Consider the following 24,941-nt stretch of genomic DNA (forward strand, 5'->3'; position numbering starts at 1 on the left):
TTTATCAAGCTTCAGCTTCTCCGCCTTCTGCAGGAGCTTCAGTAGCAGCTTCTTCAGCAGCAGGTGCCTCAGCGGCAGCGGCAGCAGCTTTAGCTTCATCCTCTCTTGCCTTGATAGCATCAAGACGAGCTTGGTTTTTAGCAGTTTCTGCAGCAAGAGCTTTCTGACGAGCATCAGCCTTAGCAGCAGCCAATTGATCTTTTTTACCAGTGATTTTGGTTTCTTTCTCAGCTACCCAAGCATTGAATTTAGCATCAGCTTGCTCTTGAGTAATTGCACCTTTCAATACACCGATTTGCAAATGCTTCTTAAGCAATACACCTCGGTAAGAAAGCATCGCCTTTACCGTATCGGTAGGCTGAGCTCCGTTCAACAACCAGGTAAGAGCGCGCTCATTGTTGATGTTGATAGAAGCAGGGTTTGTGTTCGGATTGTAAGTTCCGAGTTTCTCGATGAAGCGTCCATCACGTGGAGCTCTTGCATCAGCTACAACGACGTCATAGATGGCTTGTTTTTTACGGCCACGACGTGCTAATCTGATTTTTACTGACATAATTGATATGATTTAGTGAGTGGATGGAACCCGTCCATCCTAATTTTGGAGTGCAAAGATAGGGTAAAACCTTGTAAAGCCACAAGTTGTGTCGAGAATATTTGTGGGTATTTTGGGAATTGGCTTATCTTGCGACGATTCTATGGTCCCGTAGTTCAATGGATAGAATAGACGTTTCCTAAACGTTAGATATGGGTTCGATTCCCGTCGGGACTACAAAAAAAGCTATATAAATTACCTATATGGCTTTTTTATTTTTCAGGGGACACTTTGGGGGACACTTTGCTGAGATGATCCCCACATTTAATTGAAGCTGACTCACTCGTTTACTCTAGTGTGCATATATATTTTTTAATTAAGTGAGTTTGACAAAGGGTCCAAAATCAAAAACCAAATCCGAAAATTGGCCCCACCCGGTTTGGAGAATTAATTTTCTTTTTGGTAAATTTTTCATGATTATAGAGGTATAGTCTCAATAGGATATCCAAATAATTAGATCCAAAACCTTATTCTGAGGAACATTGTATCAAACACCTAGTAAATGAAAGCTATTCTACTTAGCTGGTTATTTATCTTCAACATACCTTCATCCTATTCCCCAATGATTGATGGATGGTTCACGAAGGGCCGCTTTATTAAAGTGGATGGGGTTATAAAAAGTGGAAATCCCACTATTGGTTGGTCCATAAATCATCAAACCTAAAGGTGAATTCAGTTCAGAAAATGTAATCTTAAAGGAGATTTATCCGGCAACTATGAATTCACAGGCTAAATTGTACAGAAAAATATTCTCCTAAGCATTCATTAGAAAAGGTCTGATTGCCTGCTTTGATAAATATTTTAACCAACTAGATCCAGTTTTTCAACAGACCCGTATTCAGTCGAATTGAATTTTTGTTTTTTCTTTTCAGAGAAAATCAGACTTTTGTAGCTCGCTAACCAATGCTTCTACTGGCGCATGTTCAAAGTTTTATTTTTAATCCTATTTATATTATTTCTGTTGATCGCAGTCCTGGTGGTTTCAAATGGGGATAAAAAAGATTTCCCAATCCGGTTTTTTAGTTATTCATTATTATCCATTTCGATCTTTTTGGTATCTCAAATTGTATTATTTGATTTTGGGTATATCCAAGATTCCCCTTTCTTTTTGCGGGCCATTAGTCCGATTATGTTTTTGACAGCTCCGTTGTTTTATTTGGGAGTCCTTCAACTGACCAATTCTCATTTTTCGTTCCAAAAAAAATACTGGCTTCATTCTTTACCGTTTTTCCTAGCCGTTCTTGACTCCCTCCCAGTTTATGTTTTGCCTTTGGAGGAAAAGCGAAAAATCGCAGAGTTGATGCTATCTGAGAGACTAGGTTGGATGTTTCATGCAGACGGGTTTTTACCTATTATATGGGTTGATGCGGTCCGGTATGGATTGATGGTGATCTACTATTTCTTAGCCTGGAGATTGATTTTTGTCAATGATGTTTTTACTAAAAAAGTCCTAAAGATAGAAGCGATTAACTTTTGGCTTAAGCCCACTCTTTTATTCTTCGCGGGTTTTCACCTTGCGTCTATCTCTCAATACTCAGTGTATTTGACCTATTATTTTTCTGGGGTGTATTTATCCCCTGTAACCACCTTCAACTTTATTGTTCTTTTTTTAACTCTATTTAGCTTTATCCTTTACTTTTTTAATGGAGTCAGTATCAAAATACAACCTAAAAATACTTCTTCTTTTCTTAATCCTAACAGAGAACAAAATGAAGTTAAAAAGGATAAAGTTCTCCCTGAAGCACAGAAGAAACCACAAAAACCATCAATAGAAAAAATTTTACAGAATCAGATTTTTTTTCTCAATCCAAATTTAAGGATTGCTGATTTGGAGGATGAGCTAGGAATGAATCCCAAGCAATTATCAGATGAAATTTTCAAGGAATTCGGAAAAAGCACAAAGGAATTCATCAATTCACTTCGAATTGAATTTTCAAAATCCAAGATAGAGGAAGGGTATCTTGATGATTTTACCATTGATGCGTTGGCAGAGATTTCTGGTTTTAATTCTCGTATCACTTTTTACAGAGCCTTTAAAAAGGAAACGTCCATGACCCCCTCTGAATATTGGGATCTGGTAAGGTCTAACTAAGTCAATTTCTAGTTTATTCGCTGCAGCGAGATAGAATGAGCAAATTCATCTGTCCTTGGAGGTGTTTGGGAGTGTTTGATGATTTGTGGGGTTAAAAATTCAAATTAAAAAATGATACAGGGTTATTTTTGGTGAAATACATGTCTAATTATGTGAATCAAATAACAATAAAAACTTATCATAAAAATTTTTGTATCATTAATCCGAAGCTTAAATAATTTCCTGTATCAAAATTTTGTACCATTTTTTCTCTGGTCAATCGGGGAAACAAAACCACAATCCATATCGGTCTTGTCAAGAGAGGGTGCCTTGTATCATTTTTTTATAAGCACATAAAAACGCCTTACAAATACATCAAGTAGTATTTAAATCTGATTTTGTATCAAAAATCATTTTGATACAGAGTTCCTCTTCATTTCTTTTTCCTTGTACGCAACCTTTGTTGATGAAGGAAAAATTGGGTCTTGCTCATTTCTTCCGATTGATCAATTAAAAGGCATATGAAAAAAGGAATTACGCTAGCTGAATTAGGGACACGTTCTACAAGAGGAGGCAACTTCATCTCGTGGATGTTTTCAATTATCTCCCTAGGAATTGTACTCACCGGGACCCATGCCTTTGGAAAAGGACTAGAGACCTGGGTATCCTCAACTCCTTCCAAGTATTTGGTAGATGAAAAGGATTGGGAAATTTTTGATGCCTCAGCAAGGCCAATGGATGCCGCTCTTTTTTTCATAGCCTCTGCTCCCACCAATCTAACAGCAAAACCGGGAGTAGGTTCGGCTCATATTTCGTTTACCGAGCCATTAGATAACGGAGGCTCTCCGATCATTAATTACAAATTCTCCCTAGATGGTGGGGCCTGGACTGCCTTCGAGCCGGCGGCAAAGTCCGGTGCGGTCACGATAGAAGGACTTACCAATTGTACCACCTACTCCGTACGCCTGCGGGCTGTGACAGCAGCCGGAGACGGTAATCCATCCGAAGCTGTCGAAGTCACTCCGCTGTATGGACAGCGTGAGGGAATAACCTGGATTGCCCGCGCAGCTGCAGAAGCTAGCGATTGGAGCTCCGTCACCTATGGCAACGGGCTGTTTGTAGCAGTGGCAAGTTATGGCGCAAACCAAGTGATGACAAGCCCGGACGGGATTACTTGGACCGCCCGCGCAGCTGCAGAAGCTAGCGATTGGAGCTCCGTCACCTATGGCAACGGGCTGTTTGTAGCAGTGGCAAGTTATGGCGCAAACCAAGTGATGACCAGTCCGGACGGGATTACCTGGACCGCCCGCGCAGCTGCAGAAACTAGCGATTGGAGCTCCGTCACCTATGGTAACGGGCTGTTTGTAGCAGTGGCAAGTTATGGCGCAAACCAAGTGATGACCAGTCCGGACGGGATTACCTGGACCGCCCACGCAGCTGCAGAAGCTAGCGTTTGGAGATCCGTCACCTATGGCAACGGGCTGTTTGTGGCAGTGGCAGATGAAGGTTCAAACCAAGTGATGATCAGTCCGGATGGGATTACCTGGACCGAGAGACCAGCTCCTCAACAATGGTGGAATTCTGTCACCTATGGCAACGGGCTGTATGTAGCAGTTGCAAACAAAACTGATGAAACTCTCACAGACCAGGTGATGACCAGTCCGGACGGGATTACCTGGACCGGCGGCGCAGCTTCTGAAGATTTTAACAGTTGGAATTCTGTCACCTACGGCAACGGGCTGTTTGTGACAGTGGCAAATTATGTCGCATCGGGCACAAACCAAGTTATGACCAGTACGGATGGGATTACCTGGACCGCCCGATCAACCGAAGATTACTCTTGGCGATCCATCACCTACGCCAACGGGCGTTTTGTGGCTGTGAGTGATGAAACGGTTATGACTTCAGAAGCCTTGTTGGTGCCGGATACTCCTGAAATCACGGGAATTACTGCAGGTGCTACTTCCTTATCGGTAGCCTTTACGCAGGGTAGTGCAGGAGGTTCAGCGATTACCAATTATGAATATTCTTTGGATAATGGTACTACTTGGTCAACACCAGATCCCGCTGTAACAGGAAGTCCATTGGAGATCACAGGATTGAATCCATCTACGTCGTATCAGGTAAAGATTAGAGCAGTGAATGCCCAAGGTGCCAGCTGTGAATCAGCTATGGAGCAAGCAACTACTTTAGCTGAAACAGATGATTGTACACTCACAGCCCCTGAGATCGAGGGAGACCTTACTTTTTGTGAGGGAGGCAGCACCACACTTAGTACGGCTGAGGTAGTGGGATGCAGTTATTGTTGGTATAATGCTGACACTCCTGGTTCTTGGAATCCCGTTGGTACAGCTGGTTTTTCCGGAACTGCAACTTACCAAAGTTTAGCGATTGCTCCTGACGGCACGCCCTATGTAGCTTACCGGGATGGGTCTCAGAGCAATAAAACTACGGTAATGAAATTTAACGGTTCGGGTTGGGAAGTTGTCGGTACCGCTGGTTTTTCCTCAGGAAGTTCATTATATCAAAGTTTAGCGATTGCTCCTGACGGCACGCCCTATGTAGCTTACCGGGATGGGTCTCAGAGCAATAAAACTACGGTAATGAAATTTAACGGTTCGGGTTGGGAAGTTGTCGGTACCGCTGGTTTTTCATCAGGAAGTTCATTATTGCCAAGTTTAGCGATCGCTCCTGACGGTACGCCCTATGTAGCTTTTGCGGAATGGCAACCTGAATTTAGTCAGAGTCGAACCACGGTGATGAAATTTGTCGGTTCGGCTTGGCAAGTAGTGGGTTCAGCTGGTTTTTCCGATGGAACATCATCCTTCCAAAGTTTAGCGTTCCACCCTGACGGCACGCCGTATGTTGCATATAATGATAATTCTTTGGGTAAAACCACTGTGAGAAAATTTAATGGTTCGGGTTGGGAAGTTGTAGGTATAGCTGGTTTTTCCACAGGAACTGCATCTTACCAAAGTTTAGCGTTCCACCCTGACGGCACGCCCTATGTGGCTTACCAGGATGGGTCTCAGAGCAATAAAACCACGGTGATGAAATTTAACGGTTCGGGTTGGGAAGTTGTAGGTATAGCTGGTTTTTCCACAGGAACTGCAACTTACCAAAGTTTAGAGTTCCACCCTGACGGCACGCCCTATGTGGCTTACCAGGATAAGCTAGGTTTTATTAGTAGAACCACGGTAATGAAATTTAACGGTTTGGATTGGGTAGTTGTTGGTACACTTGGATCTTCTGGAGAAAGTACTTCTGGAAATTTAACGTATCAAAGTTTAGCGATTGATCCTAAAACCGGCACGCCCTATGTGGCTTACCAGGATGAGGGTAGTACCACGGTAAGGAAATTTGATCAGCCATGTGCCGGTAACGGCAGCAGCTTTACGGTGACTGCGGCGGGATCTTATACCTTCAAGGTTATGGATGCCAGCGGCTGTACGGCTACCTCCTCAGTGACGGTGACATTAGCTACCCTTCCTGAAATCACGGGAATTACTGCAGGTGCTACTTCCTTATCGGTAGCCTTTACGCAGGGTAGTGCAGGAGGTTCAGCGATTACCAATTATGAATATTCTCTGGATAATGGTGCTACTTGGTCAACCCCAAATCCTGCTGTGACGGGAAGTCCATTGGAGATTACCGGCCTGACTCCATCTACTTCGTATCAGGTAAAGATCAGAGCAGTGAATGCCCAAGGCGCCAGCTGTGTGGCTATGGTAGAAGCGAGGACACTCGGCCCCCCCCTTGCCCCCACCAATCTAACAGCTAAACCGGGAGTGGGTTCGGCCCATATTTCGTTTACGGAGCCATTCGATAATGGCGGCTCTCCGATCATTAACTACGAATACTCCCTGGATGGAGGGGAGTGGAAGCCTTTTGATCCTGTGGCAAAGTCCGGAGCGGTCACGATAGAGGGGCTGACCAATTGTACCACCTACTCCGTACGCCTGCGGGCAGTGACAACTGCCGGAGACGGTGATCCATCCGAACCTGTCGAAGTCACTCCGCAGGATGGGCAGCGGGAGGGGAAAACCTGGACCGCCCGCGCAGCTGCAGCAGCTAACCCTTGGAGCTCCGTCACCTATGGCAACGGGCTGTTTGTTGCAGTGGCAAGTTATGGCACAAACCAAGTGATGACCAGTCCGGACGGGATTACCTGGACCGCCCGCGCAGCTGCAGAAAATAACAGTTGGCAATCCGTCACCTATGGCAACGGGCGGTTTGTTGCGGTGGCAGGTGATGGCACAAACCGAGTGATGACCAGTCCGGACGGGATTACCTGGACCGCCCGCCCAGCTGCAGAAAATAACGGTTGGCGCTCCGTCACCTACGGCAACGGGCTGTTTGTAGCAGTGGCAACTAATGGCACAAACCGAGTGATGACCAGTCCGGACGGGATTACCTGGACCGCCCGCGCAGCTGCAGCAGCTAACTTTTGGTTTTCCGTTACCTATGGCAACGGGCAGTTTGTAGCAGTGGCAAATACAGGCACAAACAACCAAGTGATGACCAGTCCGGATGGGATTACCTGGACCCCCCAAACAGCTGCAGCAGCTATCAACTGGCGTTCCGTCACCTATGGCAACGGGCTGTTTGTAGCAGTGGGAAGTTCTGGCACAAACCGAGTGATGACCAGTCCAGACGGGATTGAATGGACCGCCCACGCAGTTCCAGAAGCTAACGCTTGGCAATCCGTCACCTATGGCAACGGGCTGTTTGTGGCAACTTCTGAATCAGACCGAGTGATGACCAGTACGAACGGGATTGAATGGACCGCCCGTGCAGTTGAATTCCCTTTCTCTTGGAGCTCCGTCACCTATGGCGACGGACTGTTTGTGGCAGTGGATGATTACGGGACTGGGTTGTTGATGACGTCAGAGGCCCTGTTTGTACCGGATACTCCTGTAATCAACGGAATTACTGCAAATGCTACTTCCTTATCGGTGGCCTTTACGCAGGGTAGTGCAGGAGGTTCAGCGATTACCAATTATGAATATTCTTTAAATGGTGGCGAAGATTGGGTTGGATTATTACCTTATGATACACAGAGTCCACTATTGATCGACAGACTGACTCCATCTACTTTTTATCAGGTAATGATCAGAGCAAAGAATGCCCAAGGTTACAGCTGTGAATCGGCTATGGTGGAAACGACTACTCTAGCTACTTGTACACTCACAGCCCCTCAGATCGAGGGAGATCTTACTTTTTGTGAGGGAGGTAGCACCACGTTAAGTACGGCTGAGGTAGTGGGAGGCAGTTACTGTTGGTATAATGCTGACACTCCTGCTTCCTGGAATCTGGTTGGTGCTACAGGAATTGGTGCAAAGTATAATAGTTTGGCGATTGCCCCTGACGGCACTCCATATGTGGCTTACCAGGATAAGGGTCAGGATGTGGGATTTAAGACTACGGTAATGAAATTTAACAGTTCTGCTTGGACTGCAGTGGGAACAGCTAGTTTTTCCGCAGGAGTGGCATCTTATCAAAGTTTAGCGATTGCCCCTGACGGCACGCCATATGTGGCTTACCAAGATGGTACTCAGGGAAATAAGACCACGGTAATGAAATTTAACGGTTCTGCTTGGGAAGTAGTGGGAACAGCTGGTTTTTCTGCTGGAGAGTCACTTTGGCAAAGTTTAGCTATTTCCCCCGACGGGACGCCTTATGTTGGTTACCGGGATGCGGCTCAGAGCAGTAAAACTACGGTAATGAAATTTAACGGTTCTGCTTGGGAAGTAGTGGGAACAGCTGGTTTTTCCGCAGGAGGGGCAGATTACCAAAGTTTAGCGATTACCCCTGACGGCACGCCATATGTTGCTTACCGGGATTGGGGGAATGGTAATAAAACCACGGTGATGAAATTTGATGGTTCTGCCTGGGTTGCAGTGGGTACAGCTGGACTTTCTACAGGACAGGCAGAATATCAAAGTTTAGCGATTGACCGAGACGGCACACCGTATGTTGCTTATGCGGACAAGGTTCAGGGGGATAAAACCACGGTAATGAAATTTAACGGTTCGGCTTGGGAAGTAGTGGGGACAGCTGGTTTTTCCGAAGATTGGACATATAAACAAAGGTTAGTGATAGCTCCAGACGGCACGCCATATGTGGCCTATCTGGATGGTGTCTATGATTTTAATGGTAGTACTAAAGCCACGTTAATGAAGTTTGACGGTTCGGTTTGGGTTCCTGTGGGTTCACCTGGTTTTTCCACAGGGGGAGATTACCCGAGTTTAGCGATTGCCTCTGACGGCACACCGTATGTGGCATATACGGATTGGGAAGATTCAGACGCCCCGGCCACGGTAATGAAATTTGATTTGCCATGTGCAGGTAGCGGCAGCAGCTTTACGGTGAGTGAGGCGGGATCTTATACCTTGAAGGTTACCGATGCCAGTGGCTGTACGGCTACCTCCTCGGTGACGGTGACCTTAGCTTCCCTTCCTGAAATCACCGGAATTACCGCAGGTCTTAACTCCTTATCGGTGGCTTTTACACCAGGTAGTGAAGAAAGTTCAGCGATAACTAATTATGAATATTCGTTGGATGGCGGGAATTGGACTGAATTTGATCCTGCAGATACAGAGAGTCCACTCGAGATCACCGGACTGACTCATTCTACTTCGTATGAGGTAAAGATTAGAGCAGTGAATGCCCAAGGTGCCAGCTGTGAATCAGCTATAGTGGAAGCGACTACGCTAATTCCTCTGACCATTACAGCAGCTAGCAATAATAAAATATATGACGGCACAGCCTTGACGGATAGTGGAAGCAGTATCACGGAAGGCAGTTTGGTGAGTGGCCATACGTATACGGCGACGTTAACGGGAAGTCAGACCAATGTTGGCACAAGCGCGAACGTGGCGAGTGGGGCGCTGATCAAAGATGGGTCGAATATTGATGTGACAGCCAACTATGCAATCACCTATGTTGATGGCACCCTTGAAGTGACCAAAGCCACGATAGCAGGCATCACGTTCGAGGACGACAGCTTTGTTTACGATGGCACGGCCAAGTCATTGGCCATCACCGGAACTCTTCCTGAGGGCACCTCTGTGTCCTACAGCAACAACAGCAGAACGAATGTTGGAAGCCAAACGGCTACTGCGACGATCACGGGAAGCAACTACGAGGATCTGATTCTGACCGCAACGCTTGAAGTGACCAAAGCCACGATAGCAGGCATCACGTTCGAGGACGACAGCTTTGTTTACGATGGCACGGCCAAGTCATTGGCCATCACCGGAACTCTTCCTGAGGGCACCTCTGTGTCCTACAGCAACAACAGCAGAACGAATGTTGGAAGCCAAACGGCTACTGCGACGATCACGGGAAGCAACTACGAGGATCTGATTCTGACCGCAACGCTTGAAGTGACCAAAGCCACGATAGCAGGCATCACGTTCGAGGACGACAGCTTTGTTTACGATGGCACGGCCAAGTCATTGGCCATCACCGGAACTCTTCCTGAGGGCACCTCTGTGTCCTACAGCAACAACAGCAGAACGAATGTTGGAAGCCAAACGGCTACTGCGACGATCACGGGAAGCAACTACGAGGATCTGATTCTGACCGCAACGCTTGAAGTGACCAAAGCCACGATAGCAGGCATCACGTTCGAGGACGACAGCTTTGTTTACGATGGCACGGCCAAGTCATTGGCCATCACCGGAACTCTTCCTGAGGGCACCTCTGTGTCCTACAGCAACAACAGCAGAACGAATGTTGGAAGCCAAACGGCTACTGCGACGATCACGGGAAGCAACTACGAGGATCTGATTCTGACCGCAACGCTTGAAGTGACCAAAGCCACGATAGCAGGCATCACGTTCGAGGACGAAAGCTTTGTTTACGATGGCACGGCCAAGTCATTGTCCATCACCGGAACTCTTCCTGAGGGCACCTCTGTGTCCTACAGCAACAACAGCAGAACGAATGTTGGAAGCCAAACGGCTACTGCGACGATCACGGGAAGCAACTACGAGGATCTGATTCTGACCGCAACATTGGCCATAATTCCTGCTCCAGTTACGATCACTGCTGACAACAAACAGAAGACGTACGGTGAGTCTAATCCAACTTTGACCTTTACTTACAGCGGTTTGGTCAACGGAGACACGAAAGTGACTACCGAACCAGGCATTGCCACTACGGCAACGGCAAGTTCGAATGTGGGAACCTATCCGATCACGCTGACAGGTGGCTCAGATGCTAACTATACCATCACGTTAGTGAATGGCACCTTGACAGTGGGCAAGAAGGATTTGACCATCACGGCAGATGACAAGCAGAAGACCTACGGGGAAGCGAATCCGGAATTGACCTTTACTTACAGCGGTTTGGTCAACGGAGACACGAAAGTGACTACCGAGCCAGGCATTGCCACTACGGCAACGGCAAGTTCGAATGTGGGAACCTATCCGATCACGCTGACAGGTGGCTCAGATGCTAACTATACCATCACGTTAGTGAATGGCACCTTGACAGTGGGCAAGAAGGCCCTGACGATCACTGCTGAGAACAAGCAGAAGACCTACGGAGAAGCGAATCCGGAATTGACCTTTACTTACAGCGGTTTGGTCAACGGAGACACGAAAGTGACTACCGAACCAGGCATTGCCACTACGGCAACGGCAAGTTCGAATGTGGGAACCTATCCGATCACGCTGACAGGTGGCTCAGATGCTAACTATACCATCACGTTAGTGAATGGCACCTTGACAGTGGGCAAGAAGGATTTGACCATCACGGCAGATGACAAGCAGAAGACCTACGGGGAAGCGAATCCGGAATTGACCTTTACTTACAGCGGTTTGGTGAATGGTGACACGAAAGTGACTACCGAACCAGGCATTGCCACTACGGCAACGGCAAGTTCGAATGTGGGAACTTACCCAATCACGCTGACAGGTGGCTCAGATGCTAACTATACCATCACGTTAGTGAATGGCACCTTGACAGTGGGCAAGAAGGCCCTGACGATCACTGCTGAGAACAAGCAGAAGACCTACGGAGAAGCGAATCCGGAATTGACCTTTACTTACAGCGGTTTGGTCAACGGAGACACGAAAGTGACTACCGAACCAGGCATTGCCACTACGGCAACGGCAAGTTCGAATGTGGGAACCTATCCGATCACGCTGACAGGTGGCTCAGATGCTAACTATACCATCACGTTAGTGAATGGCACCTTGACAGTGGGCAAGAAGGCCCTGACGATCACTGCTGAGAACAAGCAGAAGACCTACGGAGAAGCGAATCCGGAATTGACCTTTACTTACAGCGGTTTGGTCAACGGAGACACGAAAGTGACTACCGAACCAGGCATTGCCACTACGGCAACGGCAAGTTCGAATGTGGGAACCTATCCGATCACGCTGACAGGTGGCTCAGATGCTAACTATACCATCACGTTAGTGAATGGCACCTTGACAGTGGGCAAGAAGGATTTGACCATCACGGCAGATGACAAGCAGAAGACCTACGGGGAAGCGAATCCGGAATTGACCTTTACTTACAGCGGTTTGGTGAATGGTGACACGAAAGTGACTACCGAACCAGGCATTGCCACTACGGCAACGGCAAGTTCGAATGTGGGAACTTACCCAATCACGCTGACAGGTGGCTCAGATGCTAACTATACCATCACGTTAGTGAATGGCACCTTGACGGTAGGCAAGAAGGATTTGACCATCACTGCTGAGAACAAGCAGAAGACTTATGGAGAAGCGAATCCTGCTTTGACCTTTACCTACAGCGGCCTAGTCAACGGAGACACCAAGGTGACTACCGAACCAAGCATTGCCACCACAGCAACGGTAAGCTCGAATGTGGGCACGTATCCAATCACGCTGACAGGAGGTGAAGATCAAAACTATTCAATCACCTTGGTGAATGGAACGCTGATGGTTGGTAAGAAAGCCCTGACGATCACTGCCGACGATAAGCAGAAGACCTACGGGGAAGCCAATCCGGAATTGACCTTTACGTATAATGGTTTGGTCAACGGAGACACGAAAGTGACTACCGAGCCAGACATTGCCACCACGGCAACAGCAAGTTCGAATGTGGGAACCTATCCAATCACGCTGACAGGTGGCTCAGATGATAACTATACCATCACGTTAGTGAATGGCACCTTGACGGTGGGTAAGAAGGCCCTGACGATCACGGCGAATGACGACAGCAAGACCTACGGAGATGAATACACTTTTGCAGGAACCGAGTTTACCACTGATGGTCTGACCAACGGTGATGGGGTTACTTCGGCAACGTTGACATCGACCGGTGCACCTGCGACTGCAGGGGTGAATACCTATGACATCATGATCTCGGGAGCACAGGGCACTGGCCTTGCGAACTATGAGATCACGTATGAAAAAGGCACCTTAACGGTGGGCAAGAAGGCTCTGACGATCACGGCTGAGAACAAGCAGAAGACCTACGGAGAGGCCAATCCAGCCTTGACCTTTACCTACAGTGGTTTGGTCAACGGAGACACGAAAGTGGCTACCGAGCCAAGCATCGCTACCACAGCAACTACAAGTTCGAATGTGGGAACATACCCGATTACCCTAAGCGGAGGTGAAGATCAGAACTATGTGATTACGCTCATTAACGGTACTTTGGCCATCGGCAAGAAGGCTTTGACGATCACTGCCGACGATAAGCAGAAGACTTATGGAGAAGCCAATCCTGCTTTGACCTTTACCTACAGCGGCCTAGTCAACGGAGACACGAAAGTGACTACCGAACCAGGCATTGCCACCACGGCAACAGCAAGTTCGAATGTGGGAACTTACCCAATAACTCTAACCGGAGGTGAAGATCAGAACTATGCGATTACGCTCATCAATGGTACGCTGACCATTGGCAAGAAGGCCCTGACGATCACGGCGAATGACGACAGCAAGACCTACGGAGATGAATACACTTTTGAAGGAACCGAGTTTACCACTGATGGTCTGACCAACGGTGATGGGGTTACTTCGGCAACGTTGACATCGACCGGTGCACCTGCGACTGCAGGGGTGAATACCTATGACATCATGATCTCGGGAGCACAGGGCACTGGCTTTGCGAACTATGAGATCACGTATGAAAAAGGCACGTTGACAGTGGGCAAGAAGGCTCTGACGATCACGGCGAATGACGACAGCAAGACCTACGGAGATGAATACACTTTTGAAGGAACCGAGTTTGCCACTGATGGTCTGACCAATGGTGATGGGGTTACTTCGGCAACGTTGACATCGACCGGTGCACCTGCGACTGCAGGGGTGAATACCTATGACATCATGATCTCGGGAGCACAGGGCACTGGCCTTGCGAACTATGAGATCACGTATGAAAAAGGCACCTTAACGGTGGGCAAGAAGGCCCTGACCATCGCTGCTACCAACAAGCAGAAGACCTACGGGGAAGCGAATCCAGCCTTGACCTTTACGTATAGTGGTTTGGTCAATGGAGACACGAAAGTGACTACCGAGCCAAGCATTGCTACTACGGCAACGGCAAGTTCGAATGTGGGAACTTATCCGATTACCCTAAGCGGAGGTGAAGACCAGAACTATGCGATTACGCTCATCAATGGTACGCTGACCATTGGCAAGAAGGCCCTGACCATCACTGCTACCAACAAGCAGAAGACCTACGGGGAAGCGAATCCAGCCTTGACTTTTACCTACAGTGGTTTGGTCAATGGAGACACGAAAGTGGCTACTGAGCCAAGCATCGCTACTACGGCAACGGCAAGTTCGAATGTGGGAACCTATCCAATCACGCTGACAGGTGGCTCAGATGCTAACTATACCATCACGTTAGTGAATGGCACCTTGACAGTGGGCAAGAAGGCCCTGACGATCACGGCTGAGAACAAGCAGAAGACCTACGGGGAAGCAAATCCGGTCTTGACCTTTACGTATAGTGGTTTGGTCAATGGAGACACGAAAGTGGCTACCGAACCAGGCATTGCCACTACGGCAACGGCAAGTTCGAATGTGGGAACTTACCCAATAACTCTAACCGGAGGTGAAGACCAGAACTATGCGATTACGCTCATCAATGGTACGCTGACCATTGGCAAGAAGGCCCTGACCATCACTGCTACCAACAAGCAGAAGACCTACGGGGAAGCGAATCCAGCCTTGACCTTTACGTATAGTGGTTTGGTCAATGGAGACACGAAAGTGACTACCGAGCCAAGCATTGCCACTACGGCAACGGCAAGTTCGAATGTGGGAACTTATCCGATTACCCTAAGCGGAGGTGAAGACCAGAACTATGCGATTACGCTCATCAATGGTACGCTGACCATTGGCAAGAAGGCCCTGACCATCACTGCTACCAACAAGCAGAAGACCTACGGGGAAGCGAATCCAGCCTTGACCTTTACGTATAGTGGTTTGGTCAATGGAGACACGAAAGTGACTACCGAGCCAAGCATTGCCACTACGGCAACGGCAAGTTCGAATGTGGGAACTTATCCGATTACCCTAAGCGGAGGTGAAGACCAGAACTATGCGATCACGATCATCAACGGTACGCTGACCATTGGCAAGAAGGCCCTGACCATCGCTGCTACCAACAAGCAGAAGACCTACGGGGAAGCGAATCCAGCCTTGACCTTTACGTATAGTGGTTTGGTCAATGGAGACACGAAAGTGACTACCGAGCCAAGCATTGCCACTACGGCAACGGCAAGTTCGAATGTGGGAACTTATCCGATTACCCTAAGCGGAGGTGAAGACCAGAACTATGCGATCACGCTCATCAACGGTACGCTGACCATTGGCAAGAAGGCTTTGACGATCACTGCTTCGGATAAGAGCAAAATCTACGGGGAAGCAAATCCGGCCTTGACCTTTACCTACAGTGGTTTGGTCAACGGAGACACGAAAGTGGCTACCGAACCAGGCATTGCCACTACGGCAACGGCAAGTTCGAATGTGGGAACCTATCCGATCACGCTGACAGGTGGCTCAGATGCTAACTATACCATCACGTTAGTGAATGGCACCTTGACGGTTACTCCTGCTACCTTGAATATAACTATCGATAACAAGTCTAAAATATTTGGTCAAACTGATCCTGTGTTTACCTATCAGGTAAATGGATTGAAGGGACAGGATATCGAAACAAATGTTCTTTCCGGGGAATTGAAACGGGCAGTTGGTGAAGTACCTGGCAATTATGCAATCGGCCAGGGAACGCTAAAGGCAAACGCCAATTATACGCTGACAGTAAAAGCAGGGAATCTGGAGATTTTGGCGGCAAGGATTCTTTCCGTGACAGAGCCTGCATTGCAGGAAACATTATGGGGCAAGAATCCTGTACTGCCTACCCAGGTGACAGTTCAGACTACGGACGGACAAACCTTTGAAGTGGGTGTACTCTGGAATACCAGCGGATTAAACGTCTTTGCCAGAGGGAGCTATACCATTTCGGGAACAGTTGTTCTACAGGAAGGCATAGAAAATCCGGATGAACTGGGCGTGACGATGGTTATCCGTGTGAATGCGAAACCAGCACCGGTGGATGTCACTTTGACCAATAATACGTTTGCGGGCGATGAGACCAACTTCTTCATTACCGTTGGAGCCTTCCAGGTCAACGACCCGGTAGATAATATCCACCAAGTAGAATTGCTGGGAGCTGGGTATGACAACGGCTACTTTGAGATCAAGGGCAATATCCTATTCTGGAGCAGTGCGGAAAGGGCAGAAGGGAAGACGAGCTTTACGATCATAGTTCGGGTGACAGACCGTGATGGCAATACACTGGACAAGTTCTTTGAGATATCCAGAACCAGACAGGAGCTCTCACAGATTGAAGTGTACAATACCTTCACCCCTGATGGTGATGGGATCAATGATACCTGGGGAATCCCGGAGATCCGGTTCTACCAGGGAGCCAGCGTTCAGGTATTTGAGCGAAGCGGAGAGCGGGTATTCTACACTGAAGATCCGGATGTGAGATGGGATGGGACCTATAAGGGAAGAGAGCTTCCTGTGGGTACCTACTACTGGGTACTGGAGCTGAGAGAGACCGGAGAGACACGAAGGGGTATGCTCAATCTGATCCGAGATTAAATCAAAAAGGAGAGGCGAATCTGATTCGCTTCTCCCCACTCTAGCTTTTGTAAGCATTACAGAAAGCAATTAAAAAACCAAAAGATCCACGACTAGAAGACAAATACCGTGAAAAAAATACTTTCAGTTCTATTCTTGCTGCTGTTGAGTTCGGTGGCAGTATTTTCCCAATCCAGGAAAAATATTTCCCAGTTCAGTCACTTGCAGGGTTATCTGAACCCGGCGCTGACCTCTTACGAGGGCTCGATGGTGAAGGGCTTGGTCCGCAACCAGTGGGCGGGCTGGGAAGGAGCTCCGAAGACCTATTATGTATCTGCGGAGTTTGATTTTTCGGATCTGTTTTCAGGGAGTGAATTGGGCAAGAATGCAGTAGGACTTAACCTGCTCAACGACGAGTATGGGGCATTCCGAGAAACAGAGTTGATCCTGAGTTATTCTTCCCGAATCCGGGTGAGTGATAGGGCTGGACTAAGGCTGGGAGCCGGAGTAAATATCAACAGCATCCGATTGGATGCGAGCCGATTGACCACAGAGCAGTCGAATGACCCTAGGCTGGCCCAGTATGGGGGAGGCTTTGCAAACATGAACGTGTTGGATTTCAATTTAGGCATGTCCCTGACCCACCCAAGTTACTATGTGTCCTATGGGGTACATAATGTAAACCAGGGGAGTATCAGCAGCGGGGACATCTTCATGGAGCGGAAGCCCCGGGTTGGAATAGCACAGGCAGGCTACCGTACCGAACTGAACGATCAAATGACCTTAATCGCCAACGGGATGTTCAGAACCCAGGCAGATTTGCCAAGCAATTTGGAGTTTAACCTGAAGTTCTTGTTTTATGAGAAGTTTTGGCTGGGAGTTGGCCATCGGTATGATTATGCCAATAATATGCAGCTTGGACTCTTGATGGGTAAGATGCGTTTTGGCTACGTATACGAGTGGCCGATGCTGAAGAGCTACCTGCTTCCTAATCCTACGCATGAGTTTATGATCAGCCTGCGCCTGTTTGACCGAGAGGATGAAAGAGTACAGATGTGGTAATGATTTAGAGCTATTGGTTATTTAAGAGTTGTACTCTGCGCTGCTCTAGCCATCTTATTTCAACCCTTGCTCAAGATCTCCTTAGGTCGGGATATCTGGAATATAGTTGATGTTGTTGTTGGTATTGGACTCTTGATTTCTATTTGGGCAAAACCTCGCATTAAGGCTAATTAAATCGTATTTCTCCCTGTGTCAGAAATATATTTGGACAATCTAGACTTGAATAGAAGACCCTTCTCTGTTAGGGATACAAAAGACTTAGAGTAGTATTGATTTGACCTGTTTGAGCTGATAAATCCCTTATTCTCAAGGGATTTTAGAAAACCATAAGTTGTAGCTTCCCTGGCTTGATTGTTATCGCATACCTCCTGCTTTGAGATTACCTGTTGTTGCTCCAGCAACCTTGAAGTAAGTATTAGAACGAACTTCTCCCCTGGAGTCAACTCTTCATTGCCCTCGGTTAAGAAATACCGGATACCTGCTTCAATGTGCTGGAGATTTATTTTCATAGTCTATATAATATTGATTTAGTGGTTCTGCGGATGGGTTAGGTCATAAATATATTCACTTTGATTTTTCAATCGTATAGGGGTGATCTTAATCCATTTTCAAATCCATCTCTCAAAGCTTTGATTTCTTTCTTTTGAACACTCTTGTCATCTATGGTGCTGAAATTGTTCAAGTAGTTTTCAATTAATTGGTTAAGAATTCCTCCGTCAAGCCTTCCTGCTGCAACAAGTCCTCCCGCTATTCTACCAACTTTTAGTCTTTGGGAGTGAAATTCTCCGGGTTGGGAGGATTCAAGTTTATTGATTACCCAATCCTCCAAACCTGATCCGTTATTTCTTTTTATTTTGAAGATTGGTGGAGGGATTTTTATAGGAGGTTTCTTCTTTAGAAAGGTTTTAGCCTGATGGTTAAAATGGGCTTCATTGTCATAAGAATACCCCCTGAGTGATGCAATATTTTTGGGTTTCTTATCCAGTTTTATCCCCCAATTTCTAAAGAAGATTTCTTCTAGTGCGTCAAAGTAGAATTTGTGCCCTTCAGGGTCAGCTGGAATTGGAATTAGTCCCCAATACCCGGTACCTGAAACTGATTTTCCTAAATAGGCTATTTCGGGCAGTTTCATCAATTCTATTTTCAAATCATACCAATTACTAATGTGGAGGTTATCCTGTCTATCCAAATCGATCTGAATAAAACCAGAGTGTTTGATTAAACCAGATTCGCAGCGTTTTGAAAATTTTCCGCTTGGAGTAATTGCGGGAAGAGTTCCTTTTAACTCATCCCGCTTTGATTTGCATTCTGTGTTGCGGATTTCTTCAACTTTTGCTCTAAATTTTTCAGAGGTTAACCAGGTAATTAAATTCACAGGTCGTGCATTTTTTGTTTCCCAATAGTTGGCAAAGCAACTCACCTCAACGTCTAAAACAGATTTATTCATGGTTTCCAGTTTCTTTATCCTAAGGCAGGGAAACTTGGAAACCTAGGTTTCAATCAAGTTTCCTGGGTTTCCAATGGATACCTACCAGCCTTTTTCTCTTCCACTCTTTAATAATTTTGAAACAGACCCTTTCCCTGAATATCCGACTATGGGAGCTATCTCTTCCTGAGATTTTCCTTCTGCCTCCAATTTTTTTGCTAATAAGAATTTGGCTTTTAAATCCTCATCAATGCCTTTTTTCACTAAATCCGAAAATGGGATTCTTTTACCAGTGGGTTTGAACCGAAAGGAGCCTTGGTCGAATTCAAGCTCTATGCTTTCAGACTTTAAATGATTAGGAAGGTAATTCCCTTTGACTATGCAAAAATGCCTTAGGTTTGGATTTGCCCGGTCTTTTCTTAATTCTATGACCAGTCGCATTTTTGCTTCAAAACCTTGTCCGCTTAGAAGGTTGTTTTTACTTGGCTCCAGATCTTCGGTCCGCTTTCCTGTATGATGTAGGTAGATAAATAGGCATTGATGTCTATTAGCTAGCCTTTGAAAATCATTCAAGTAGTTTCGAATTCTATGAGTATCCTTCAGTTCTTGACCAAATGCATCGGAAAAGCAGTCTATGATGACCAAATCAACAGGGTATGTAGAGATTTCCTTTTCCAAATTTTCAAGTAGGTTTTCATCATCAAAGAGAAAAACCAGATTCTCTAATTTTTCTGGAGGAATCCCAACTGCTTGTTTTTTGATTAACGATGATATACTTAGCGCATCGTCTTCAGTCGATACTATGATTACTCTTTGGTGAGTCGCCGTGATGTCAAAACCTATAAATTGACTATTTCCGCAAATCACATCCAGTGCAAGTTGTCTAAGCAAAGTGCTTTTTCCTGTATCAGAAGATCCTGCAAGAGCCATTAGCCCCATTTTTTGGATTATAGGATGAATCAAGCATGGGAGTTCTATAATGTCATTTTCAAACAATTCCCGAGCGGTTTTAAACCTTGAAATCGAAGAATTATTTGTTGACACAGTTTGATCATTTAGGCTTGAGTTTTCTGGGATTTTAACGTCAATTTGTGTATTTTGGGAATCTGCTATTGATTGGATACCTTTAGCGGCTGGGGAGTTAGTTGGACATGAACCGACTGACTCCCAATGTTTTTTTTGGGTCATCGTGATCAATATTTAACTGTTTTGACTTGGTGTAATGATTTTTCGATTTCGCTCTCTTTGTAGAGAACACGACCACCTATGATGTAGGATTGGATCATTCCCCGCTTAGTCCAGTCATTCAGGGTGACTAGAGAGATTTTTAGCTTGTCGGCGGTTTCTTTTCGAGTTAAAAGCATTTCGCTCGGTGGTATTGAGGCGATGACAGAAATACTGTTCTTGATAGCTTCCTGTACTGCATGACTGATTAATCCAGCCAGTTCCTCAGTAGTGTGAGTGGTGAGAATTAGATTGTCCATTTTTCCATTTTTTTAATGTCTTGGACAAATTTGAAAAAGTGAAAAGCGGGGAATTTTCGGGGATTCCCCAACTTAATTAAATTTGATTAATCAATAAAAATCTTTGGCTCTAGCCCATGGTTTCTTAGCGTTTGTGATGCGTTCGACTTTGCCTTTCCAGTCAAAAAATCTTTATTTTTTAAGGCTAATCGAACATTCTCATGCTTTTCTATTTCAAATAAGGTAGCAATTAGGCGAGCTGTATCTGTTTCCCTAGCCTTCCCATTGTAGGATTTATTTGAAAACCTATCCTCTAAGAGATCAAGAATTCCTAAGTCATACAAAAGGCAGAGTTTATGCGGAAGATTTTCTAATTTTTCAGTTACCGCTGGGTTAGATAAACCATTTAATATATCCTCACAACGTCTCATGTAAAGGAAAAATACGACTGATTGGTGAAAGTCATTTATTTTTTTTCTGAATTTTGACCGGGCGATATAATCTCTGTTATTGATTAGCTCAAGATAGAATGGGCCATTGATATTAGTTAACTTTTCTGGGTGAGTCCTAGTAATTAGATTTTGGAAAGGGTACTTAAAACAGATAGACTTGGCATTTTCGATTTCAGCTTTAATAAACTGAATTTGATCCTTGGCGATTAATTCTGATAAAACTCTGGCTAATTCATTTATTTTGGAGTTTAACTCAATCTCTAAATACGAATCAAATACTAAATTTTTAGCATCAATAATTTGTCGATATATAGGATTTTCTTGAAGTCTTCCAGATTCATTCATTGAAAGTTTCCAAGATGGGAAACTCGGCTCATCATAACCATTTATCCAATGATCAAAATTAAACGTGTCGTAGGTAGGCTCTTCCATGTTAACTAACTTTTAAAACTGACTTATTCCAATGCTCTAATAGCAATTTTGCATTTTCTTCCGGAGTGACTTTGATGTAAAGCAAAAAAGATTTCTCTGTTCTATGTCCTGTGATTTTCATAAGACTGATTGCAGGGAATCCACTTTTATAGACATTGGTCGCAAAGGATCTTCGGGCGGTGTGAGTAGTGACTAATTCCCATTTATACTTAGTGGAGGTAACTTTTAGACCTCCTTTGATTCCCTCTACTTCGATGGGAATTTTGAGAGAATCAACTCGTTTAGCTATTTCCTTTAGGTAATCATTCATTTTTTGGTTACTGATAGAAGGGGGAAGACTGTTAGGATATCTGTCTTCATACTTTGCCATTATTTTTCGGATGTAGTGATGAATCGGAATTACTACTGATTCGCCTGTCTTGGAGGTTTTGATGTGAAGGAAGTTTCCTTGAATATTTTCAGGCTTTATTGAAGTAAAGTCTTCAAATCTCAGTCCTGTCCAGCATCCGACAATAAATAAGTCCCTGACACGCTCTAAATACGGTGTCTCAGATAAATCAAAATTGTATAGGTCCTCAATCTCTGATTCAGTTAGATAGATTGAAAATCCTGGGACTTTGTGGGCTTTAAATTGCTTAGACTTGAAAAACAAATTGGAATTGTATCCATTTTCGGTGGCATAGGTAAGGAAGGTTTTAAGGACTTGTACATACTTCCCGACGGTATTAAGAGCATAACTTTTTTTGACTATCTCCTTTTTCCCTGATCCGTTTTTAATAGTCTGCTCTTTGTTAAGGGATTCCACAAACTTGGTGTAAAAGTTTTTGTCGATGGTTTCAAAGGTTAGTTGGTAGGTCTTGCCAAAGTTTTCAAGGATATTGTAAACTGTATTGTATTTAAAAATAGTCCTTTTATCAAATCGCTTTCCATTTGTAGTAAGTCTAGTCCCTTCCACTGACTCTTTGATAAATCGTTTAAACAGTTCCAAAAATGTGGGAGGTCTGTTTTCTTCCTTGCTTATTGTCTCAGATGGATTTAAGACTTCGTCCAATCTTTTTTTAAGCTCCTCAATTGAAGGAGGTCTTTGTAATTCATTGTAAAGTGATTCTATTACCTTTTCGGCTGTCCCTTTAATGAATCTCAGATAGGAATTTAATTCCTTGGCAAGTGGAAAGTCTTTGACTTGTCTTGCTAATTGCTCGGACTCATTCCAAAACTTTGGATGGATTACTTTTCTGGTGGGGTATTTTAAGCGGGAGGAATTGAAACTGATAAAAAGAATGATTGGTGTTTCTCCGTCCTTACCCTTCTCCCTTAGGTAAAAATTAAACTTTGCCATGATGACTGTCTTTTGATTGGATGCCTAAAAATATGAAAAAGTTAATTGGGGGACATAATGGGGGACACTTTTCCTTAATTTGTTCTATTCTATTTTTATCGTTTTAAGTAAAATCATTTATTTATGAGCGATGGAGGTCTATTTTTTGTGAGGTGTGGTAAGATGGGATTAAAATGTATTTAGCCCCGACGGGACTACAAAAAAAATGGCCCATTCAATTGGGCCATTTTTATGAAAAACAGATTATAGCAATAAAATTAGGGAAAAGTAAATTCTTCTTGGGTTTTTGGAATCGTATAATCCCTATTCCAAAGTGCTTAAAAATTCCTCCATCTCTTCCCAACTCATTTTTTTCAATTGGTCCAGATTGACTCGGCCCCCGGGGATACCTCCAGAGAAAATAACTACGCGAATTGCATAATTCCCACCTGATAGTGATGGAACCAAATTATCGGAATCGAAGGTGGTGATTTGAAAATTTAATGGTGTTTGAGCGCTGGTAGCACTATACAAAAAGCTCATGGAAGAAATGTAATCAGGCCCTAGGTTAAGCGTGAGAGGCAGTGGAGTCCAGGTCGGCAACTCATCCCAAAGTGCATAGGCAAAAACAGCCCCTGTATTAACAATACTGGTGGTAATATCTGGGACTGCATGTCTATAATAATGGTAGTAGAATGGCTGACCCTCGGTCCCAGATTCCTCCCATTGATTGGGTACGGTATTGAAATTAATGATTTTAAAAGTTGATCCTGGTGCACCTGCTGGACCAGTAGCTCCCGTTGCACCGGTAGCACCGGTGGCTCCGACCGGACCAGCTGGTCCTGCTGGACCTTCAGGGCCAACACACGAAAACGAAATGAAAAGCAAAAAAGCCAGACTAGATAGGAAATTGAGTTGATAAGCTTGAATCCTGAGCAGTCTGGAATTCTTGAAGTAGGTTTTGAGAAGGTCCATTTGAATTAAGGTTTCGGTGAAAACTTTAATCCAATTTGGGACCCGCGGTTACTAATGAAAAGCCTTTTTGCGTACAATGTGAAGCGATACAGGATGTTTCATATTGTACCCTATTGTTCGCTTCCTAATTCCTCCTACTCATCTATTTCATTTTTTGCTATTCCGGCTTAAAAATTGAAAAACTCTTCATTCTCGGAGATTTCTAAAAATCTTTTCTAGGGTCTTTCCAATTAATCTATATCCCTTATCGGAAGGGTGAAGTCCATCATAGGTCATTCCAATTGACTCCAGCGGATAGGGATAGTCATCATTTTCCGGATCAAAAGGAATGTCTATAAAATCTGGGTAGGAATAGTTTTGATATTCGCCTGTACCTGGATTTTTTAATCGTTTGAATTTCACCAAGTCTTTATGAGATAGCCCTTTTAAATGGTAGAGATCGACTGTGTCAAAATTCTCTTGCCTTCCAATATCGACCAATGCCTCTGCAAAATCCGCTAGACTTTGCCCATTTTTAGATCGGTAGGATCCATAGGCATTATTTTTTGGATTGTTGATGTAGACAAAGTCCACGCGTTGCATCGGCGTAATCAAAATGATCTTTGCGGAAGGATTAAGCTGTTTGATCTGATCTACGATCAGACGAAATGACCCTAAAACGGTACCGCTCCCGGTATTTTGGAGGTAATCATCCGGGGTCCCCAAAGGATTCCCTCTCCACCAATCATTGGTCCCAAGAAAAATACTATACACCTCTGCTTTGGGGATATCCAGTTTTTGAAATTCTTCAGCGATTCTTACCGCAGTCCACCCATTGTAGCCTTTGTTGACTACCTCGATATCTGGGAAATTTTCCTTGACCAGTGTTAAATATCCTTTTGTGATTCGGTTTCCAGTTTCCTCTGGGTGATCATTCAAATAGGTGATCGAATCCCCGATTGCTACCCATGTGATCGGTTTGGGTTTAAAGGCAAAGAGGATCAAAAAGAATGAAAGGAGTAAAATAGGCTTTTTCATGGTTTTAACACTTTTTCAAAATATAAATAGAAGGTATTTCTTCTTTCCA

At 45.1% G+C, this 24,941-nt stretch carries 13 protein-coding genes and 1 tRNA gene; 5 read left to right on the forward strand and 9 right to left on the reverse strand.

The genetic code is table 11. The features are described 5' to 3' along the window. Window positions 1-4: 4 nt before the first annotated feature. Complete coding sequence (locus AO498_RS04280; RefSeq protein ID WP_067544123.1) at window positions 5-553, reverse strand: 30S ribosomal protein S16; 549 nt, start codon at window positions 551-553, stop codon at window positions 5-7. 144 nt (window positions 554-697) lie between these two features. On the opposite strand from AO498_RS04280, the gene AO498_RS04285 reads away from it, so the two are divergent. The 5 genes from AO498_RS04285 to AO498_RS17375 all read left to right on the forward strand — a co-directional run bounded on the left by AO498_RS04285 (window position 698) and on the right by AO498_RS17375 (window position 17,983). Further along, window positions 698-769, forward strand: a tRNA-Arg gene (locus AO498_RS04285). 742 nt (window positions 770-1,511) lie between these two features. Then, window positions 1,512-2,684, forward strand: a complete 1,173-nt coding sequence (locus AO498_RS04290) for a helix-turn-helix domain-containing protein (RefSeq protein ID WP_067544125.1) — start codon at window positions 1,512-1,514, stop codon at window positions 2,682-2,684. Window positions 2,685-3,184: 500 nt separating this feature from the next. Next, the gene (locus AO498_RS04295) at window positions 3,185-16,768 is read left to right on the forward strand and encodes an MBG domain-containing protein (protein WP_067544127.1); all 13,584 of its coding nucleotides are present in this window, start codon (window positions 3,185-3,187) and stop codon (window positions 16,766-16,768) included. 108 nt (window positions 16,769-16,876) lie between these two features. After that, window positions 16,877-17,809, forward strand: a complete 933-nt coding sequence (locus AO498_RS04300; RefSeq protein ID WP_067544129.1) for a PorP/SprF family type IX secretion system membrane protein — start codon at window positions 16,877-16,879, stop codon at window positions 17,807-17,809. A 12-nt stretch (window positions 17,810-17,821) separates the two neighbouring features. Continuing rightward, window positions 17,822-17,983 (forward strand): DUF6804 family protein, encoded by a 162-nt coding sequence (locus tag AO498_RS17375; RefSeq protein ID WP_335339821.1) that lies wholly within the window; start codon window positions 17,822-17,824, stop codon window positions 17,981-17,983. Here the strand turns inward: AO498_RS17375 and AO498_RS04305 are convergent. From AO498_RS04305 to AO498_RS04340, 8 genes are all read right to left on the reverse strand, one after another. Then, on the reverse strand, window positions 17,980-18,318 hold the full coding sequence (locus AO498_RS04305; protein WP_067544131.1) for a hypothetical protein: 339 nt from the start codon (window positions 18,316-18,318) through the stop codon (window positions 17,980-17,982). The genes AO498_RS17375 and AO498_RS04305 overlap by 4 nt on opposite strands. A 68-nt stretch (window positions 18,319-18,386) precedes the next feature. Continuing rightward, on the reverse strand, window positions 18,387-19,256 hold the full coding sequence (locus AO498_RS04310; protein WP_067544133.1) for a BT4734/BF3469 family protein: 870 nt from the start codon (window positions 19,254-19,256) through the stop codon (window positions 18,387-18,389). Window positions 19,257-19,337: 81 nt separating this feature from the next. After that, window positions 19,338-20,423 (reverse strand): AAA family ATPase, encoded by a 1,086-nt coding sequence (locus AO498_RS04315; protein ID WP_067544134.1) that lies wholly within the window; start codon window positions 20,421-20,423, stop codon window positions 19,338-19,340. 5 nt (window positions 20,424-20,428) lie between these two features. Next, window positions 20,429-20,719 (reverse strand): helix-turn-helix domain-containing protein, encoded by a 291-nt coding sequence (locus AO498_RS04320; RefSeq protein ID WP_067544136.1) that lies wholly within the window; start codon window positions 20,717-20,719, stop codon window positions 20,429-20,431. Window positions 20,720-20,805: 86 nt separating this feature from the next. Next, window positions 20,806-21,582 (reverse strand): hypothetical protein, encoded by a 777-nt coding sequence (locus AO498_RS04325; RefSeq protein ID WP_067544138.1) that lies wholly within the window; start codon window positions 21,580-21,582, stop codon window positions 20,806-20,808. Window position 21,583: 1 nt separating this feature from the next. Further along, window positions 21,584-22,921 (reverse strand): site-specific integrase, encoded by a 1,338-nt coding sequence (locus AO498_RS04330; protein ID WP_067544140.1) that lies wholly within the window; start codon window positions 22,919-22,921, stop codon window positions 21,584-21,586. Window positions 22,922-23,224: 303 nt separating this feature from the next. Then, window positions 23,225-23,875, reverse strand: a complete 651-nt coding sequence (locus tag AO498_RS04335; RefSeq protein WP_067544142.1) for a hypothetical protein — start codon at window positions 23,873-23,875, stop codon at window positions 23,225-23,227. Window positions 23,876-24,061: 186 nt separating this feature from the next. Then, a complete protein-coding gene (locus tag AO498_RS04340; RefSeq protein WP_067544144.1) occupies window positions 24,062-24,892 on the reverse strand; it encodes an SGNH/GDSL hydrolase family protein in 831 nt (276 codons plus the stop codon). Window positions 24,893-24,941: the final 49 nt, after the last annotated feature.

This window comes from Algoriphagus sanaruensis (genome assembly GCF_001593605.1).
Lineage (GTDB): Bacteria > Bacteroidota > Bacteroidia > Cytophagales > Cyclobacteriaceae > Algoriphagus > Algoriphagus sanaruensis.